The 19002-nt window shown below is 60.3% G+C and carries 17 protein-coding genes; 8 read left to right on the top strand and 9 right to left on the bottom strand.

The features are described from left to right. The first annotated feature begins 8 nt into the window (after positions 1-8). From CWC48_RS18370 to cobA, 4 genes are all read left to right on the top strand, one after another. A complete protein-coding gene (locus CWC48_RS18370) occupies positions 9-584 on the top strand; it encodes an ANTAR domain-containing response regulator (protein ID WP_015885342.1) in 576 nt (191 codons plus the stop codon). Positions 585-793: 209 nt separating this feature from the next. Beyond that, positions 794-2005, top strand: a complete 1212-nt coding sequence (locus tag CWC48_RS18365; RefSeq protein ID WP_034108223.1) for a NarK/NasA family nitrate transporter — start codon at positions 794-796, stop codon at positions 2003-2005. Beyond that, complete coding sequence (locus CWC48_RS18360; RefSeq protein WP_100492532.1) at positions 2005-3675, top strand: bifunctional protein-serine/threonine kinase/phosphatase; 1671 nt, start codon at positions 2005-2007, stop codon at positions 3673-3675. The genes CWC48_RS18365 and CWC48_RS18360 overlap by 1 nt, the downstream gene beginning before the upstream one ends. A gap of 26 nt (positions 3676-3701) precedes the next feature. Then, the gene (gene cobA / locus CWC48_RS18355; RefSeq protein WP_078049747.1) at positions 3702-4442 is read left to right on the top strand and encodes a uroporphyrinogen-III C-methyltransferase; all 741 of its coding nucleotides are present in this window, start codon (positions 3702-3704) and stop codon (positions 4440-4442) included. Between the two features lie 60 nt (positions 4443-4502). Here the strand turns inward: cobA and CWC48_RS18350 are convergent, their stop codons facing one another. From CWC48_RS18350 to ppsA, 8 genes are all read right to left on the bottom strand, one after another. After that, positions 4503-5483 carry an OmpA family protein gene (locus CWC48_RS18350; protein WP_010208496.1) on the bottom strand — a complete coding sequence of 327 codons (981 nt, stop codon included), beginning with the start codon at positions 5481-5483 and terminating at the stop codon, positions 4503-4505. 107 nt (positions 5484-5590) lie between these two features. Next, positions 5591-6181, bottom strand: coding sequence for an RNA polymerase sigma factor SigX (gene sigX, locus CWC48_RS18345; protein ID WP_010208495.1), 591 nt, complete (start codon positions 6179-6181; stop codon positions 5591-5593). 87 nt (positions 6182-6268) lie between these two features. Continuing rightward, the gene (locus CWC48_RS18340; protein ID WP_003175519.1) at positions 6269-7093 is read right to left on the bottom strand and encodes a mechanosensitive ion channel domain-containing protein; all 825 of its coding nucleotides are present in this window, start codon (positions 7091-7093) and stop codon (positions 6269-6271) included. Between the two features lie 2 nt (positions 7094-7095). Next, on the bottom strand, positions 7096-7341 hold the full coding sequence (locus CWC48_RS18335) for a hypothetical protein (protein WP_025854229.1): 246 nt from the start codon (positions 7339-7341) through the stop codon (positions 7096-7098). Between the two features lie 86 nt (positions 7342-7427). After that, positions 7428-8423: a zinc transporter ZntB gene (locus tag CWC48_RS18330; protein WP_078049748.1), complete on the bottom strand. Its 996-nt coding sequence runs from the start codon at positions 8421-8423 to the stop codon at positions 7428-7430. A 24-nt stretch (positions 8424-8447) separates the two neighbouring features. Next, positions 8448-8939, bottom strand: a complete 492-nt coding sequence (gene rraA / locus CWC48_RS18325) for a ribonuclease E activity regulator RraA (RefSeq protein ID WP_100492333.1) — start codon at positions 8937-8939, stop codon at positions 8448-8450. Between the two features lie 188 nt (positions 8940-9127). Further along, positions 9128-10117 (bottom strand): alpha/beta fold hydrolase, encoded by a 990-nt coding sequence (locus CWC48_RS18320; RefSeq protein WP_099493609.1) that lies wholly within the window; start codon positions 10115-10117, stop codon positions 9128-9130. A 106-nt stretch (positions 10118-10223) separates the two neighbouring features. Beyond that, complete coding sequence (ppsA, locus tag CWC48_RS18315; RefSeq protein WP_078049750.1) at positions 10224-12599, bottom strand: phosphoenolpyruvate synthase; 2376 nt, start codon at positions 12597-12599, stop codon at positions 10224-10226. Between the two features lie 178 nt (positions 12600-12777). On the opposite strand from ppsA, the gene CWC48_RS18310 reads away from it, so the two are divergent. After that, a complete protein-coding gene (locus tag CWC48_RS18310; protein WP_003193298.1) occupies positions 12778-13596 on the top strand; it encodes a pyruvate, water dikinase regulatory protein in 819 nt (272 codons plus the stop codon). A gap of 75 nt (positions 13597-13671) precedes the next feature. Here the strand turns inward: CWC48_RS18310 and CWC48_RS18305 are convergent, their stop codons facing one another. Continuing rightward, entirely contained in the window at positions 13672-15096 is a 1425-nt protein-coding gene (locus CWC48_RS18305) for a PLP-dependent aminotransferase family protein (protein WP_078049751.1), read from the bottom strand. A 160-nt stretch (positions 15097-15256) separates the two neighbouring features. Here CWC48_RS18305 and CWC48_RS18300 point away from each other — a divergent pair, with 160 nt between their 5' ends. From CWC48_RS18300 to CWC48_RS18290, 3 genes are read left to right on the top strand one after another with little or no spacing between them, the layout of a single operon-like run. Then, positions 15257-16150 (top strand): DMT family transporter, encoded by an 894-nt coding sequence (locus CWC48_RS18300; protein ID WP_164673174.1) that lies wholly within the window; start codon positions 15257-15259, stop codon positions 16148-16150. A gap of 26 nt (positions 16151-16176) precedes the next feature. After that, entirely contained in the window at positions 16177-18039 is a 1863-nt protein-coding gene (gene moeB, locus CWC48_RS18295; RefSeq protein WP_100492332.1) for a molybdopterin-synthase adenylyltransferase MoeB, read from the top strand. A 15-nt stretch (positions 18040-18054) separates the two neighbouring features. Then, on the top strand, positions 18055-18969 hold the full coding sequence (locus tag CWC48_RS18290; RefSeq protein ID WP_078050985.1) for a PLP-dependent cysteine synthase family protein: 915 nt from the start codon (positions 18055-18057) through the stop codon (positions 18967-18969). Positions 18970-19002: the final 33 nt, after the last annotated feature.

Genomic DNA, 19002 nt, shown 5'->3' with positions numbered 1-19002 from the left:
GGCTCCCGATGCTGCGAATCCTGTTGATCAACGACACCCCGCGCAAGGTCGGCCGTCTCAGGGCGGCGCTGATCGAGGCCGGTTTTGAAGTGATCGATGAGTCCGGCCTGACCATCGACCTGCCCGCGCGCGTCGAAACGGTGCGCCCGGACGTCATCCTGATCGATACCGAGTCACCGGGCCGCGACGTGATGGAGCAAGTGGTCCTGGTCAGCCGCGACCAACCCCGCCCCATCGTGATGTTTACCGACGAACATGACCCGAACGTGATGCGCCAGGCGATCAAGTCTGGCGTCAGCGCCTACATTGTCGAAGGCATCCAGGCCCAGCGCCTGCAGCCGATCCTCGACGTGGCCATGGCCCGCTTCGAAAGCGACCAGGCCTTGCGTGCCCAGCTCCAGGCGCGGGACCAGCAACTGGCCGAGCGCAAGCGTATCGAGCTGGCCAAGGGCATGTTGATGAAAATGAAGGACTGCAACGAGGAAGAGGCCTACACCCTGATGCGCCGCCAAGCCATGAGCCGTCAGCAGAAGCTGATCCAGGTGGCGGAGCAGATCATCGCCATGAGTGAGTTGCTGGGCTGATTTGGCGCAGCTCTTGCTAAGGATTCATCACAGGTAGCCAACGGCGGTTGCCCCTCCACGACAAAGACGTCGCACACCCGGTTTGCCCTCGCGAACCCGGTGGCGGCGTTTTTTCGTTTTGGCCCCGGAGACGGGGCCGGTGGGGCGGCCTTCGCCGGCTGTTCCATCACCAGGCCTTCTTACAAGACTCCCAACCGTTGAGGTGCGTGATGAAATCAAGCTTCTGGAAATCCGGGCACACCCCGACCCTGTTTGCCGCGTTCCTGTATTTCGACCTGAGCTTCATGGTCTGGTACCTGTTGGGCCCCTTGGCGGTGCAAATTGCTGCCGACCTGCACCTGACCACCCAACAGCGCGGCCTGGTGGTGGCGACGCCGATCCTCGCGGGTGCCGTGCTGCGTTTCCTGATGGGCATGCTGGCGGACAAGCTGTCGCCCAAGACCGCCGGCCTGATTGGCCAGGTGATAGTGATCTGCGCCCTGTTCGGTGCCTGGAAACTGGGAATCCACAGTTACGAGCAAGCCTTGCTGCTGGGCGTGTTCCTTGGCATGGCCGGCGCATCGTTTGCGGTTGCACTGCCGCTGGCCTCCCAATGGTACCCGGCCGAACATCAGGGCAAGGCCATGGGCATTGCCGGCGCGGGCAACTCCGGTACGGTGTTTGCCGCGTTGCTGGCGCCGGTACTGGCTGCGGCATTTGGTTGGAGCAACGTCTTCGGCTTCGCCTTGATCCCGCTGGTGCTGACCCTGATCGTGTTTGCCTGGCTCGCGCGCAATGCGCCTGAACGGCCCAAAGCCAAGTCCATGGCTGACTACTTCAAAGCCCTGGGCGACCGTGACAGCTGGTGGTTCATGTTTTTCTACAGTGTGACGTTCGGCGGCTTTATCGGCCTGGCAAGTGCCCTGCCCGGTTACTTCAATGACCAGTACGGCCTCAGCCCGGTGACTGCCGGCTACTACACCGCCGCCTGCGTGTTCGGCGGCAGCCTGATGCGCCCATTGGGCGGCGCCCTGGCAGATCGCTTCGGCGGGATCCGTACCCTCTTGGGCATGTACAGCGTGGCGGCGATCTGCATCGCGGCGGTGGGTTTCAACTTGCCGAGTTCCTACGCGGCACTGGCCTTGTTCGTCTGCACCATGCTCGGCCTGGGTGCCGGCAATGGCGCAGTGTTCCAATTAGTGCCGCAGCGTTTCCGTCGCGAGATCGGCGTGATGACCGGCCTGATCGGCATGGCCGGTGGCATCGGCGGCTTCGCCCTGGCGGCCGGCATGGGGGCGATCAAACAAAGCACCGGCAGTTATCAGATGGCGCTTTGGCTGTTTGCCAGCCTGGGCGTGTTGGCCTGGTTCGGCCTGCATGGCGTGAAGCGCCGTTGGAGGACCACCTGGGGCTCGGCCGCCGTGACGGCTGCACGGGTCTGATGAGCCTGCAACTGAGCGTCGCCCACGCCAGTGCCATCGGCCCACGGGCGGAAAACCAGGACGCGCTGCGAGTGGTGACGCCCGTGGCCGAACTGGCGGCGAGCAAAGGCTACCTGTGCGCCATCGCCGACGGCGTGAGCCAGTGCGCCGACGGTGGCCTGGCGGCGCGCTCGACCTTGCAGGCGTTGGCCCTGGATTACTATGCCACGCCACAGACCTGGGGCGTGGCCCAGGCCCTGGAACGTTTGCTGCTGGCCCAGAATCGCTGGTTGCAAGCCAATGGCGGCGGCCAGCCCTTGCTGACCACCTTGAGCGCCCTGGTGTTTCGCGGCCAGCGCTTTACCCTGGCGCATGTCGGCGATTGCCGGGCCTATCGCTGGCTGGATGGCGAATTGCAGCGCCTCACGGAGGATCACGTATGGGAACAGCCGGGCATGCAGCATGTGCTCAAGCGCGCCCTTGGCCTGGATCAACACTTGGTGCTGGATTTTCTCGACGGCCAACTGCGCGAAGGCGAATGTTTCCTGCTGCTGAGTGATGGCGTGTGGGCAACGTTGGGTGATCACAGCATCCGGGCGATTCTGCGCGAACAAGCGGACTTGGAGCGGGCGGTAAACACCTTGGTGAACGCCGCACACCTGGCCGGCAGCCAGGACAATGCCAGCGCCCTGTTGGTACGCGTCGATACCCTCGGCGCGGCGACCCTCGGCGATGCCCTGGTGCAGTTGCAGCAATGGCCACTGCCACCGCCCTTGAAAGCCGGGCAACATTTTGAAGGCTGGCAGGTGGAAAGCGTCTTGGCGCAAAGCCGGCAGTCATTGCTGTACCGGGTGCGGGATGCCCAGCAGCAGCCCTGGCTGCTGAAAACCCTGCCGCTGAGCCGCGACGATGACAGCGACGCCGGCCAGGCCTTGCTGTCGGAGGAATGGTTTCTGCGCCGGGTTGCCGGGCGGGCATTTCCTGAAGTCCACTCCGGCAGCGGGCGCCAGCATTTGTACTATGTGATGCGGGAATATTCCGGCCAGACCCTGGCCGAACTGTTCCAGCATCAAGGCCCCCTGCCCCTGGCGCAATGGCAATCGATAGCCGAACGTTTGCTGCGAGCGGTGGGCATGCTGCATCGGCGGCAGATCCTGCACCGCGATATCAAGCCGGAAAACCTGCTGTTGGGGGACGACGGCGAACTGCGCGTGTTGGACTTTGGCCTGGCGTACTGTCCTGGCCTGTCGGAAGACCACGCCCATGCGCTGCCGGGCACGCCAAGCTTTATTGCACCCGAGGCGTTCAGTGGCGACCGCCCTACGGCCCAGCAGGATTTATACAGTGTTGGCGTCTGCCTGTATTACCTGCTGACCGGGCACTACCCCTACGGCGAAATCGAAGCCTTCCAACGGCCACGGTTTACCCACCCGGTAAGCGCCAGTCGCTACCGCCCCGACCTGCCGGATTGGCTGCCTCTCAGCCTGGAACGGGCCGTGGCTGCTCAGCCAGCCCACCGTTATGAAACCGCCGAAGAGTGGCTGCGCGTGCTCGAACAAGCGGATCGCCAGGAACTGAGCATACGCCCCAGGCCCTTGCTGGAGCGTGAACCCCTAAAGGTCTGGCGCACCCTGGCACTGCTGTCGATGCTGATCAACCTGGTGCTGTTGTACTCACTTTTTCACCGCTGACGTCATCCCTGGACGAGGAACACCTTATGAATGCAAAAGTCTGGCTGGTAGGCGCAGGCCCCGGCGACCCGGAACTGTTGACCCTCAAGGCCGTGCGGGCCCTGCGCGAAGCCGATGTGGTACTGATCGATGACTTGGTCAACCCGGCGGTACTGGAGCACGGCGTCGGAGCGCGGGTGATTACCGTGGGCAAACGCGGTGGCTGCCGATCGACCCCGCAGGCATTTATCCATCGCCTGATGTTGCGCTATGTGCGCCAGGGCAAATGCGTGGTGCGGCTCAAAGGCGGTGACCCGTGCATTTTCGGGCGCGGCGGTGAAGAAGCCCTGTGGCTGCGTGATCGGGGCGTCGAGGTCGAATTGGTCAACGGAATCACGGCGGGCCTGGCGGGCGCGACGAATTGCGCGGTGCCGTTGACGTTGCGTGGGGTGAGTCGTGGCGTGACCTTGGTCACGGCGCATACCCAGGACGACAGCCGCCTGAATTGGCGGGCCCTGGCGGAGGGCGGGACTACGTTGGTGGTGTACATGGGCGTGGCGAAGCTGGAGGAGATCCGCCAGCAATTGCTGGACGGTGGGATGGCGGCGGATATGCCGGTGGCGATGATCGAAAACGCATCGCTACCCCAGCAACGCGAATGTCGCAGCGAGCTGGCACGTATGCATGAGGATGCACAGGCATTTGCCTTGAAGAGCCCGGCAATCCTGGTGATCGGCCGTGTCGCCGGCAGCGAACAGGCCGCATACCTCGCAGCAGCCAGTGCCTGAGGCAAATTCCAGGCGAAAAAAAGCCCGGCCTAAGCCGGGCTTTTTTCTACCACTCAGTAATTACTGAGCTTGAGCTTCTACCGACGCTTCTACGCGACGGTTAACAGCACGACCAGCTTCAGTTGCGTTGTCAGCAACTGGGCGGGATTCGCCGTAACCTACTGCGGTGATGCGGCTAGGAGCAACGCCGTCTTTAACCAGGACTTGCTTAACAGCGTCAGCACGACGCTGGGACAGCTTCTGGTTGTAAGCGTCTGGACCGACGGAGTCAGTGTGACCAGCAACTTCTACGTTGGTAGCTGGGTACTGAGCCATGAAGTCGGCCAGGTTTTTCACGTCGCCGTAGCTGTTAGGCTTAACAACCGACTTGTCGAAGTCGAACTTAACGTCCAGCTCAACACGAACAACCTGAGCAACTGGAGCTTCTGGCTCTGGAGTTGGCTCTGGAGCTGGTGCTGGGGTAGGAGCTGGAGCAACTGCGCCAGCGTTACCGCCGAAGTTCACGCCCAGGCCGACCAGTGCGGAGTAGTCCCACTTGCCGTTGTCCAGACCGTAGTCAGCTTCAACACCGGCACGAGCGTACAGGTTGTTGGTGAAGTAGTACTTCACGCCAGTACCAACGGTAGCGAAGGTAGTCTGGTCGCGACCGCTGTGGCCGTCAGCCTGAACGTTGGTACGGCTCTGGTGACCGAAACCGCCTTCTACGTATGGACGCAGGCTGTCTACGCCAGCTTGACCGAAGTGATACTGGGCAACCAGGCTGCCGGTATCGCCTTTGATCTTCTGGTTACCAGTACCGTCGTTCGAACGGGTGTGGTTGGTCTTGTCGTAGGACAGGTTCAAGGACAGGTCGTCGGTCAGGAAGTAACCGATGCGAGCGCCAGGATTGAAGCCGTCTTCGATGTGCTTGACGCTATCGTTGTACTGCTTCTTGTAGAACAGCTCGCCTTCAACTGCGCCTTGGCCTTGTGCCAGAACGCCGAAAGAAGTAGCGGCAATAAGAGAACCAATGGCCAAGCCCAAGGTGTTTTTCAGTTTCATCCGTTAAATCCCCATCTGGTGATTGTAAAGCAGTCCCACAAACCGGGGGACAACTCGGCGACAAGTCTAACAGAACTTGCCTACACGTAAGAGATATTTGCCACGCACTAAGTTTCAGTCTCGCCCGCAAATTTCTCACGTAATTTATCAAGAGCACGTTTGTAACGCATTTTTGTAGCACTCAAACCCATGTGCATGATGTCAGCGATTTCCTGAAATTCCAGCTCTGCGACAAATCGTAGCACCAGAATTTCCCGGTCAATCGGGTTCACATACACCAACCAGCGATCAAGTCCGCCCTTCTCCTCGGGTGCCGGCGCCTTTTCTTCAGACGCCTCCTCAAGGGGGTCAAGACTCAATGCGTCCATCAAGCGACGCTTTCGCCGTTCCTTCCGATACTGCGTGATGCACTCGTTGTACGTGATGCTGTACAGCCACGTCTTGAACTTCGATTTGCCCTCGAAGTTCTTCAGGCCGTACAGCACCTTGAGCATCACTTCCTGACAGACATCATCCGCATCTCTATCGTTCCCTAAATACCTTGAACAAACGTTGAACAAAGTGCGTTGATATCTGCGCATCAATTCTTCGTACGCGCGTGTTACGTGAAACAGCTCCGTGTGCGAGCGCGCGACCAACTCCTCATCAGAGAGCTCACGGGGGTCATAGCGCGTGGACAGCGTTTGGGCTTTATTCAAAACAAGTCGTGCCGACAGTCAGGTCAATGTCCGCCACAACCCGGTCAGCCGGGCCAGCGGCGGCGTACATTAGCAGGGTTTGCCGGTTTAGCGGCTACTGACCTGCTGCTCCAGGAGAATCCGATTGGACAGCGACACCAGGTCGCCGTCATCGGTCAGCACCGTCGTCTTGACGGTACCGATCTCCTCGATTTGCCCTTCGACCTCGCCCACACGCACCTGTTGCCCAACCTGATACAACTCACGCACGTAGATTCCCGCAAGAATCTGACCGGCAATTTCCCGGCTTCCCAAGCCCATGGCCAGCGCAACGGCCAGACCAACGGTAATCAAAACGATCACAATTACATGGTTGAGCAGGTCAGTCTTGACCTCCAACTGGCTGATCGCGACCGAAATACTAATGATGATCACCAGGCCCTGGGCAATTCGTCCCAGGCCGGCAGCATAGTCCAGCCCCACGCCTTCGGCGGCGCCGCGTACCAGCCCATTGGCCAGTTGCGCCAGCAAAACGCCTACCAGCAGTACCAGCGCGCCGCCGAAAACCTTCGGCAAATACAGCGCCAGCATGTCGAGCGTAGCTGAAACTCGCTCAAGTCCAAGGGATTGAGCCGCAGAAACCAGAAAAATCAGCAAAACAAACCAATAAACGATCTTGCCGATCAATGTCGAGATCGGTACTTGCAGGCCTGCACGCCCCAGCAGCTTGGTCAGGCCGGTGCCTGCCATCAGGCGATCGAGGCCCAGTTTTGCGAGCAATTTGGACAGCAGGGTGTCGAGCAGCTTGGCCACGACAAAGCCCAGCAACACCAGTACCAGGGCACCAAACAGGTTGGGAATGAAATTCGCCACCTTGGTCCACAATGCGGTCATCGCAGTGACCAGGCTCTGGGTCCAGAGATCAAGTTCCATATTCAATCAGCCTTATCAGCAGTGCGAGCAAGAGGTTTACGACGGGAAACGGGCGATACATGGGCCGAACCGTTGTTCAGGGCCATCATCAGCGCCGGTACCCAGCGGCCGAGCAGACCGAACAGGTCTCCCGCACCGACCTGGCGGTTGGCGGTTTTCAACACGCGGCCCAGGCAGGCATCGTCGTCGCGGTTGGACGGCGAGGCATTGAGCATGTCACGCAAAGACTGTTCGAACGGATCGTGCATAAAGACCTCTCGCAAGTGATTTAAAAGACGAGGGTAAATTTCTTGGGGTCACATAAGACCTTTCCTACGTTCAGGTCATATTCAGGTCAAACCCAGCGCAATCGTCGAAAAAGCCACCATTGTCCCAGCGCCACCGAGACCATCAACAGGCACGCAATCATGAATCCATAAGGGCTGGCAGAGAACGGAATCCCACCCACATTGATACCCAGCAGGCCGGTGAGAAAACTCATCGGCAGGAAGATCCCGGTGATGATCCCGAAGCGGTACATGGTGCGGTTCATGCGCACGCTCAAGCGCCGGTCTTCGGCCTCAAGCACAAGCCCCACGCGCTCTCGAGTCAATTCGAGCTCTTCCAGATAGCGGGTCAGGCTGTTGTTCAATTCGTTCCAATAGTCGGCATCGTCATCACAGAACCACGGCAGTTTGATCCGCGTAAGCTGGGCAAAAATATCCCGCTGCGGGGCGAGGAAACGTTTCAGCCCGGCCGCTCGCCGACGGATCTGCAAGACGCTGCCATGTTCCGGAGTATACCGTTCGTCGGTATCGAGTTTTTCTTCCTCTGTATCGACGATTTCAGACAGGTCACTGACCAGATCCTGCACTTTATTGGTCAGGTACTGAGCCATATAAAGGATGAGTTCGGAGGCGGTCTTCGGCCCCTTGCCATCCGCCAGCTGTACCAGCAATTCATCGGTGGCGCGCAACGGACGCAGGCGCAGGGAAATCACCCGGCTTGCTGCGGCGAAGATACGCACGGACACCATGTCTTCCGGCTCAGCCCCCGGGTTGAGGTTGACGCCGCGCAGGAACAACAGCAACTCCGCGTCCGGCAGTGGCAACAGGCGCGGGCGGGTGTTTTCCTCCAGCAGCAGGTCACAGGCGAATTCGCTCAAGCCGCTGGATTTGCGCAGCCAGGTCTGGGTCTGCGGGTGGCTGCGATCCCAGTGCAGCCACAGGCTTTCCTGGGGCTGCAGTTGCAAGTCGTCGAGCTCTGTCCGGGCAATCGAACGCGCACCGCCTTTACCGTCCAGCACCAGGGCATGCACCAGCCCCCATTGCGCGTTTTCTTCCTCGAACATCCTCACCCCGTCGGTTACAGCAGTTTATTCAGGCATTTTCAGCGGGCTGGGCGACACAATCACGCCGTTATTGTCGGCGTAGATGTACTCACCCGGGCGGAACGTCACGCCTGCAAACGTGACCACTACGTTCAGATCGCCGATTCCACGCTTGTCGGTCTTCATCGGGTGACTGGCCAAGGCCTGCACGCCAAGGTCGATCTGGGCGATGACGTCCACATCACGAATGCAGCCGTAGATCACCAGCCCTTCCCAGCCGTTTTTCGCGGCTTTCTCGGCGATCATGTCGCCCAGCAACGCGCGGCGCAGGGAACCCCCACCGTCGACCACCAGCACCTTGCCAGCGCCAGGCTGGTCGGCCTGTTCCTTGACCAGCGAGTTATCTTCGAAGCATTTGATGGTGACAATCTCACCGCCGAAGGAGTCTCGACCGCCGAAGTTGCTGAACATCGGTTCGAGCACCTGCACCAGGTCCGGGTAGGCGTCGCACAGGTCGGGGGTCACGTAATGGTTCATTGAAAAATTCCTTTCTGTCAAAGAAGTGTCTTTCGAAAGAAGCGCCAGCCCAGGCAGGTGCGAAACATCCCATCCGCTTCGCCGCAACGCAATAGCCACTGCGCGACTGAATATGACCAGAAGCGTTTAACGCGTCATATCTTAGCCGCAACCACACACGAGTGAAACGCCCTTGGCAGAGCACTGCCTCAAACCGTGGCCAACACCTCGGCCTGTGCGCCGAACAGCGGTGTGAGCGGGTCTTTCAGCCATTGCGCCACCAGCGGCCACACTTCGGCCTGGGCGGCTTTGCTGACGAGCATTTCAACGTGCCCGAAATCCTCGGTAAAACCTTGCTGGCGGCCGAGGCACAGGTATTGACGGTGCTCGGAGCCGACCTGCTCGAACAGCTTGCGACACGCCCAATCGGGGTCCTGATGGTCGCCGGCAGCACTGACCGCCAACAACGGCACATCAACACTTGCCAGGCCTTTCCACCAGTCGTTTTTCCCTTCGCCAAAACGGCCAAACAGGCCATTCCAGCGCATGGCTTCGATCAACACGCCCGCAGGCTCGTCTTCCGGGCCACGCTTGAACCGCGAGCCGGATAATTCGCCGAAGCGCTTCAGGAGCAAGCGGCCCGTCCATTCCACCGGCGGTACTTTCAACGGCCAGTGGGTGCGACTGACCTGGCAGCCAAACAGGGCCACCGACGCCACTGCAGGCGCGCCAAGGTGCTGCCCGCCCAGTGCCGCAGCCAGGCTCGTGCCGCCCAGGGAATGGCCGATCCAGTGGGGAATCTGCGCGCTTTGCTCACGCACAAATGCGCCAATGGCCGGCAAGTCATAGCGCGCATAGTCGGCGACGCGATTGCGTGTGTAGTCGTGATTGCGCTTGGACAACCCATGGCCACGCATTTCCGGGATCCACACATCAAACCCCTGGCGCGCCAGGTAGGCACCCAGGCCGATCCCTTTGGGCGAATACCAGAAGCGCCGATTGGAAAAACTGCCGTGCAACAAAATAACCGGTATGCCCCGGTTTTCCGGGACATCGGCCAGGCCTAAGCGGGTAACGGCCAGTTCGACGGTGCCGTCAGGGCTGTTACCGGGCTTGAGGCGGTACACGTCTTCACTCAGGTCGCCACGACGTTCAGCGCTGATCAGGGCGACGGGAAACAGGTTGCTGCTGCTTTGCATAATGCTCTTGCACAAAAAAGGGCGGCGTCCGGAAGGAGTTCCGCCCTGCACAGATAAGAATGCCGGTCACCCTCGACAGGTGACCGGCACTTTTGACGTCACGACCTTAGGCGGACGCTTGGCCTTCCGCCAGGAAGAACCAGGTTTCCAGCACGGAATCGGGGTTCAGCGAGACGCTTTCGATGCCCTGTTCCATCAGCCATTTGGCCAGGTCTGGGTGGTCGGAAGGGCCTTGGCCGCAGATACCGATGTACTTGCCGGCCTTGTTACAGGCCTGGATGGCGTTGGCCAGCAGCTTCTTGACCGCGGGGTTACGCTCGTCGAACAGGTGCGCGATGATCCCGGAGTCGCGGTCCAGGCCCAGGGTGAGCTGGGTCAGGTCGTTGGAGCCGATGGAGAAACCGTCGAAGAATTCCAGGAACTCTTCCGCGAGGATGGCGTTGGACGGCAGTTCGCACATCATGATGACGCGCAGGCCGTTGTCGCCACGGGACAGGCCGTTTTCAGCCAGCAGGTCGACCACTTGGCTTGCCTCGCCCAGGGTGCGCACGAACGGCACCATGATCTCGACGTTGGTCAGGCCCATCTCGTTGCGCACGCGCTTGAGGGCGCGGCATTCGAGTTCGAAGCAGTCACGGAACGCTTCGCTGATGTAACGCGAGGCGCCACGGAAGCCCAGCATCGGGTTTTCTTCTTCCGGCTCGTAGAGCTTGCCGCCGATCAGGTTGGCGTATTCGTTGGACTTGAAGTCCGACAGGCGCACGATGACCTTTTTCGGGTAGAACGCTGCCGCCAGGGTGCTGATGCCTTCCACCAGTTTCTCGACGTAGAAGCCCACTGGGTCGTTGTAGCCGGCGATACGCTTGTCGACGCTTTCCTTGATGTCCAACGGCAGGCCGTCGTAGTTCAACAGGGCCTTGGGGTGCACGCCGATCATGCGGTTGATGATGAACTCCAGGCGGGCCAGGCCCACGCCGGCGTTCGGCAACTGCGCGAAGTCGAAGGCACGGTCCGGGTTGCCGACGTTCATCATGATCTTGAACGGCAGGTCCGGCATGGCATCGATGGAGTTCTGCTTGATGTCGAAGCCCAGCTCGCCTTCAAAGATGAAGCCGGTGTCGCCTTCGGCGCAGGAAACAGTGACGCCTTGGCCGTCTTTCAACAGCTGGGTCGCGTTGCCGCAGCCCACGACTGCAGGGATGCCCAGTTCACGGGCGATGATCGCCGCGTGGCAGGTACGCCCGCCACGGTTGGTGACGATGGCGCTGGCGCGTTTCATCACCGGTTCCCAGTCCGGGTCGGTCATGTCGGAGACCAGAACGTCGCCTGGCTGGACTTTGTCCATCTCGGACACGTCCTTGATGATCCGCACCTTGCCTGCGCCGATGCGCTGGCCAATGGCACGGCCTTCCACCAACACCGTACCGGTTTCTTTGAGCAGGTAGCGTTCCATGACGTTGGCCGAAGTGCGGCTCTTCACGGTTTCCGGACGCGCCTGCACGATGTAGAGCTTGCCGTCGTCACCGTCCTTGGCCCATTCGATGTCCATCGGGCACTTGTAGTGCTTTTCGATGATCATCGCTTGCTTGGCCAACTCGCTGACTTCGGCGTCGGTCAGGCAGAAACGCGCGCGCTCGGCCTTGTCGACTTCAACGGTTTTAACCGAGCGACCGGCCTTGGCCTCGTCGCCGTAGATCATCTTGATAGCCTTGCTGCCCAGGTTGCGGCGCAAAATGGCCGGGCGACCGGCTTCAAGGGTGTGCTTGTGCACGTAGAATTCGTCGGGGTTGACCGCACCTTGTACGACGGTTTCACCCAGGCCGTAGGCGCCGGTGATAAACACCACGTCACGGAAGCCCGATTCGGTATCGAGGGTGAACATCACGCCGGCGGTGCCGGTTTCCGAACGCACCATGCGCTGCACGCCGGCAGACAGGGCCACCAGCTTGTGGTCGAAACCCTGGTGCACACGGTAGGAAATCGCACGGTCGTTAAACAGCGAGGCAAACACTTCCTTGGCCGCGCGGATCACGTTTTCCACGCCGCGGATGTTCAGGAAGGTTTCTTGCTGGCCGGCGAAGGAGGCATCCGGCAAGTCTTCGGCAGTGGCCGAAGAGCGCACGGCAACGGCCATGTCCGGATTGCCGGCCGACAGGGTGGCGAAGGCGGTACGGATTTCTTCGTTGAGCTTCTCGGGGAACTCGGCCTCCATGATCCATTGGCGGATCTGGGCACCGGTCTTGGCCAGGGCATTGACGTCATCGACGTCCAGGGCGTCCAGCGCGGCGTGGATCTGAGCGTTGAGGCCGCTCAGTTCGAGGAAATCGCGGTAAGCCTGGGCCGTGGTGGCGAAACCACCGGGCACCGACACACCAGCGCCTGCAAGATTACTGATCATCTCGCCGAGGGATGCGTTCTTGCCCCCCACGTGCTCTACATCATGGACGCCGAGCTTATCGAGGGAAACTACGTACTCTACCAAGGTGATCTCTCCACTTTCTGTGTTGGAAAAGCTCAGGACGCCGGCTGCTCAGTAGGAGCGTTCACCAGCGCTTGTGGCCTGGACCTGGAAAATAAGTGAGAATGCGGCCCACTGCGGGACGGCAAAATCGCGCCTATCATATCCAAGATTCGCCATCAGCTTAAGGCCCAGGGCTCAAATGAAACGATCTGCTTTCTTTATCTCCGACGGCACCGGCATCACAGCCGAAACACTGGGTCAAAGCCTGCTCGCGCAGTTCGAAAACATTACCTTCGCCAAATTCACGCGGCCCTATATCGACAGCGTGGATAAAGCGCGGGCCATGGTACAACAAATCAATCTGGCGGCTGAAAAAGACGGTTTTCGACCGATCATTTTCGACACCATCGTCAATCAAGACATCCGTGAGATTCTCGCAACGTCGAATGGTTTCATGATCGACATTTTCTCGACCTTCCTGGCGCCGCTGGAGCAGGAGTTGAGTGAACACTCGTCTTATTCGGTCGGAAAGTCCCATTCCATTGGGCACAACTCCAATTATATGGAGCGTATCGAGGCGGTGAACTTTGCCCTCGACAACGACGACGGCGCCCGCACCCACTACTACGACAAGGCCGACTTGATCCTGGTCGGCGTATCGCGCTGCGGCAAAACGCCCACCTGCCTGTACATGGCCATGCAATTCGGTATCCGCGCCGCCAACTACCCGTTGACCGAGGACGACATGGAGCACCTGACGCTCCCGGCCGCCCTGCGCGCGCATTCGCACAAGTTGTTCGGCCTGACCATCGATCCGGACCGGCTGACGGCGATCCGCAATGAGCGCAAGCCCAACAGCCGCTATTCGAGCTATGCCCAGTGCGAGTTCGAAGTGCGTGAGGTAGAAAATCTGTTCCGTCGCGAGAATATTGCGCACATCAATTCCACGCATTTTTCGGTGGAGGAGATTTCGGCGAAGATTTTGGTGGAGAAAGGCGTGGAGCGGCGCTTCAAATAATGTTGTCGCCTATTACTTTGTGGTGAGCGAGCTTGCCTCGCGCGGGGCAAGCCCGCTCACCACAAGGATCAAGGCCTACAACTGAAACCTCCCTCCCCCCTGCCCCAACGCCGTCGCCAGCGCATCAAACCCCGCCCGCAACAACTGATCATCCCCCGAGGTGTTGCAGATGCTCGCCCGAATAAACTGCGGCACTGCCGTCTGCCCCACGGCAAAGGCTTCAGCGGTGGCGATCAGGTAATTATTCTGCTTGAGCTCCGCCTCGATTTCCGACGCACGCCACGGCTCCGGCACTTCAATCCAGAAATGCGGACTATTGAGATGGGTGCGGTACTCCAACCCTGTCAGCAGGTCGCGCACCAGGGCCTTGCGTCGACTGATCTCATTGATCTGCTGGCGCAGCAGGTATTCCGCCGTGCCGTTTTCGATCCACTGGGTGGCCAGCTCAAGGGTGACGGGCGTGGCCATCCAGCAGGTCGAACGCAGGGCCGCCGAAATACGGCTGACCAACGCCGGCGGCGCATGCACATAGCCCACGCGCAGCCCGGCGGACACCGCCTTGCTCAGGCTGCTGATCAGAATCGTACGCTCAGGGGCGAAATGGCTGAGGGGCGGCGGCCGGTCTTCCACCAATACACCGTGGGCTTCATCCTCAAGAATCAGCAGGTTGTGTTCGCGACACACTTTGGCCAGCGCTTCGCGACGCGCCACCGAGAGCACGGCGGTAGTGGGGTTCTGGATGGTCGGCGTGCAGTACAGCGCTGAAATTCGGTGATTACGACAGACTTCGTCCAGCGCGCTCGGCAGCACGCCCTCCTCGTCCATCTCCAGGCCGATCAGGCGGATGCCCAACATGCGCGCGGCCGTTATCAGGCCAGGGTAAGTCAGTTGCTCAGTGACCACCGTATCGCCCGCCCGTAACAGCGCCATCATCGCGCACAGCAAGCCATGCTGGCCGCCATTGACGCAAATGACCTGCTCGGGAATCGGATGAAAATCGCGCTGCACCAGCCATTGCGCGCCCGCTTCACGGTAGCGCGGCAGACCGGCGTCCGGAGTGTAGGCACTGATGTCCTGGAGGAACTTGGCGTTGGTCGACAGGGTTTGGAAGCTCTGGGCCAGAAATACTGTTTCCTGCCCCGGGATGTGCATGTTTCGGCTCATGTCGAAGTACTGGCGCGGCTCTTCGCTGAAGTTGCGAAACCCTTCATCGCGCTGGCGCTCCATCCCACGCTTGCGCACGAAAGTGCCGTCACCGACCCGCGCCACAACCAACCCCAGGCGTTCCAGTTCGCCGTAGGCTCGACTGATGGTGCCAATCGTCACACCCAGGTTGTCGGAAAGCACCCGATGAGGCGGCAGTTTTCTTCCCGGTTCAATCAAGCCTTCGAGGATGCCCCGTTCCATGACATCGGACAGGCGCTTGTACTTCACGCCCTGCCCGTTGGACAACCCCTCACGCATAATTGACACCATGTCAATATTTGTTTTGACAGCCATCTTTCGCCCTAATAGTGTGCTTTTACGGGTTCAATCGCCGAATTTTACAACTCATTACAAGCTCAATATAGAGTTCAATTCCGGCTCAGGGAAGCAATAAACGATGCCAATGTCCGCCGTTCTCGAAAATACCGCTAAGACAAAAACCCAAAAACAGTGGCTGGCCGGGCTGATCACCAGTGTGATGTTCCTGATCGTGTGCCTGAGTTGGGGCACCACGTGGCTGGGGATCAAGATTGCCGTGGAGAGCGTGCCGCCATTGACGTCCGCCGGCCTGCGCTTCCTCATCGCCTTCCCGCTGTTCCTGTGTTTTGCCATGGTGCGCCGCGAGCCGATCCTGTTTCCCCGCGAGAGCCGCTGGTTCTTCGTGTTCGTCACCCTCTCCTACTTCAGCGTGCCCTACTACCTGCTCAACTATGGCGAGATGCATGTCTCGTCCGGCCTGACCGCGCTGCTGTTCAGCTGTATGCCGGTATTCATCCTGATTTTCTCCGCGCTGTTCCTGCGCGAACGCATCTACTTTTCCCAAGTGGTTGGCATCGGTATCGGCTTCGGCAGCCTCTACATGATCATCAGGAGCCAGGGCCTGCACCTGGACCACGCCGAGTTCTTCGGGGTGCTGGCGATTCTGACCGCCGCGATCATGCATGCCTTGTGCTATGTCATTACCAAGCAGAAAGGCAGCGCCATCAGTGTGATCACCTACAACACCCTGCCCATCGGCATTGCCGGGCTGATGCTGTTCGTCGCCGGGCTGTGGTTTGAAGCGCCGACCTTCGACGCCATCACCCTGCGCTCCTGGGGCGCACTGTTCTACCTGGGGCTGGTGGCCTCAGTGGGCGGGTTCATCGTGTATTTCATGCTGCTCAAGCGCTTGAGCCCGATCATCCTGTCATTCGTGTTCATCATCTTCCCGGTGTTCGCCGTGATCATTGGCGCCTGGTACGAAGGCGTATCGATTTCCCGCGACCTGATGCTGTACTCGGCCATCCTGCTGGCCGGCTTTGCGATCACCAAGTTGCCGGTTGAAAAACTCCTGGCCAAGAAAAATTGACCTCTTTACAACAACGCGAGAGCCACATGGACGTCCTCCGCCCCTCCGCCCTGGAACAGATCTACGCCCACGCCAGCCGCAGCTACCCCGAGGAATGCTGCGGTTTTATCTTCGCCGACGGCAGCGTGTACCTGGGCAGCAATATCCAGAATGAACTGCACCGCAAGAACCCCGAGATGTACCCGCGCAGCGCGGCCAACGGCTACACGTTCTCGGTGGCCGACACCCTGCTGATGAACAAGGCGTTTCGCAGCGACAACCCGGTGGTGGTGATCTACCACTCCCACCCGGATGTCGGTGCCTATTTCAGCGACGAAGACCAGGACAAGGCACTGTTCATGGGCGAGCCGATCTATCCCGTCAGCTACCTGGTGGTAGACGTTCGCCAGGGCCAGGCCCTGGGCTCCAAGCTGTTTGCCTGGGATGGCAAGCATTTCGCCCTTAACCCTTTCAACGACCTGCACACGGAGTTGTCCATGAACGCTGTCTCTTTCCCCGACATTCTGGTTCGCGTGGCCAAGCTGCCGGAATCGACCCTCGAGGGCACCGGATCGACATTGCGCGAAGTCATTGAAAACCTCTGCAGCAGCCACCCGCAATTGCGCCCGCACCTGTTCCACGAGAAGAACAACCAGCTCAAGGAACACTTCCTGTTTACCGCCGAGGAAGCACTGATCGACGCCGACGAGCCCTTGCCGCAAAAAGCCAGAATCGAAGTTTTGCTCGCCACCTCCGGCGGCATGGATGTCGACACACTGAGCAACGAAGAGGTACAGCGCTACGTACGCCACATCACCCTGCCCGGCGTCGGTCGCGAAGGCCAGTTGAACCTCAAGAAAGCCAAGGTGCTAATCATCGGCACCGGTGGCCTCGGCTCGCCGATCAGCCTGTACCTGGCCGCCGCCGGTATCGGCACCCTGGGGCTGGTGGACTTTGATGTGGTGGAAAGCAGCAACCTGCAACGCCAGATCGTCCACGGCAACAGCACCCTCGGCATGCCCAAAGTCGAATCCGCCAAGCAGCGCCTGCAAGACCTCAACCGCCATATCCAGATCAACGCCCACGACACCGCGCTGAATGCCGACAACGCCCTGGAACTGGTAGGCGCCTACGACCTGGTGATCGACGGCACCGACAACTTCGACACTCGCTACCTGGTCAACGATTCTTGCGTGCAACTCGGCAAGCCCTTGGTGTACGGCGCCATCTACCGCTTCGACGGGCAGATCAGCGTGCTCAACTATCAAGGCGGGCCGTGCTACCGCTGCCTGTTTCCGAGCGCGCCGCCCGCCGAGCTGGCGCCCAATTGCAGCGCCGGTGGCGTGATCGGCGTGCTGCCCGGCGTGGTCGGGATGATCCAGGCCACCGAGGCAATCAAGTTGCTGATTGGCATCGGCGAACCGCTGTCAGGCCGCTTGATGCGCTTCGATGCACTGGCGATGAAGTTCAGCGAGATCCGCTTCAAGCGCCGCGCCGATTGCCCCTGCTGCTCCGAAGCGCGCCACAACGAGACCCTGGCACCCGCCGTGTGCGCAGATGCCGTGCCCACCCAACCCTCCCTGGCCGAAGAGCGCTACATCAAGCCCCGGGTGCTCAAGCAGGTTCTGGAACACCACAGCAGCGCCGATGTGCTGCTGGATGTGCGCGATGCCAGCGAACTGGAAGTGTGCAAATTGCCGGGCGTGGTGCATATCCCCCTGGCCGAACTGGACGGCCACCTCGACAGCCTCAGCCGGGACAACACCCACTACCTGATCTGCTACGCCGGCACCCGCGCCGAGCAAGCCGCCAGTACCTTGCTGGCGGCCGGGTTCGCCAACACCAAAGTCCTGCAAGGCGGCATGAAGCATTGGGTACGCGACGTCGAACCCGACATGCCTTTGTATTGAGCCGAGGATTGAATGATGTTGCATAACTCCATTCTCGAGGTGATCGGCCAAACGCCGATCGTGCGCCTGGCGCAGTTCTCCGAAGACCTCGGCATCGAGGTCTACGCCAAGCTCGAATCCCTCAACCCGGGCGGCAGCCACAAGGCGCGCATCGCCTTGGGCATGATCCTCGACGCCGAGCGCCGGGGCGTGCTGATCCGTGATTCCGGACAAACCATCATCGAGCCCAGCGGCGGCAACACCGGCATCGGCTTGGTGATGGCGGGCAATGTGTTGGGCTACAAGGTGGTGCTGGTGATCCCCGACAACTACAGCCCCGAAAAACAGAAACTGCTGCGCCTGTACGGTGCCAGGGTGGTGCTGTCGGACAGCCGACTGGGCAACAACTCCCACGGTGAAAAGTGCATGGAGCTGCAGCTGGAAAACCCCAGCTACGTGATGCTCAACCAGCAGCGCAATGGCGCCAATCCGCAGACCCACCGAGATACCACCGCCCCGGAAATCCTGCGTGCCTTCGGTGATCGCAGGGTGGATTACTTCGTCAGCGGCATCGGCACCGGCGGGCATATCACCGGCATCGGCGAGACCCTGAAAGCGGCCTGGCCTGGCCTGCGCGTCATGGGCGTGGAACCGGAAGAATGCGACCTGCTGAAAGACCAGCACGCGCCCCATCATATCCAGGGCCTGTCGATCGGTTTGATCCCGAGCATCCTCAACCTGGATGTGATCGACGGCATGCTCAAGGTCTCGCGCCAGGATTGCATCGACATGATGAAACGCATCATGCGCACCGACGCCATCAGCCTGGGCTTGTCGTCCGCCGCCAACATGGTGGCCATCGCCCAGCTCGCCCCGGAACTACCGCCCGAAACGGTGGTGTTGACCATGGTCTACGACAATGCCGACAGCTACCTGCCCAGTTTCGAATAAGCGGTTTTCCAACCAACCACATTACGGGGGTGC

It is taken from the genome of Pseudomonas sp. S10E 269 (genome assembly GCF_002798465.1).
Classification (GTDB): domain Bacteria; phylum Pseudomonadota; class Gammaproteobacteria; order Pseudomonadales; family Pseudomonadaceae; genus Aquipseudomonas; species Aquipseudomonas pergaminensis.
Note: the sequence above shows the minus strand (reverse complement) of the source record. Positions and strands in the feature narration are given on the sequence as shown.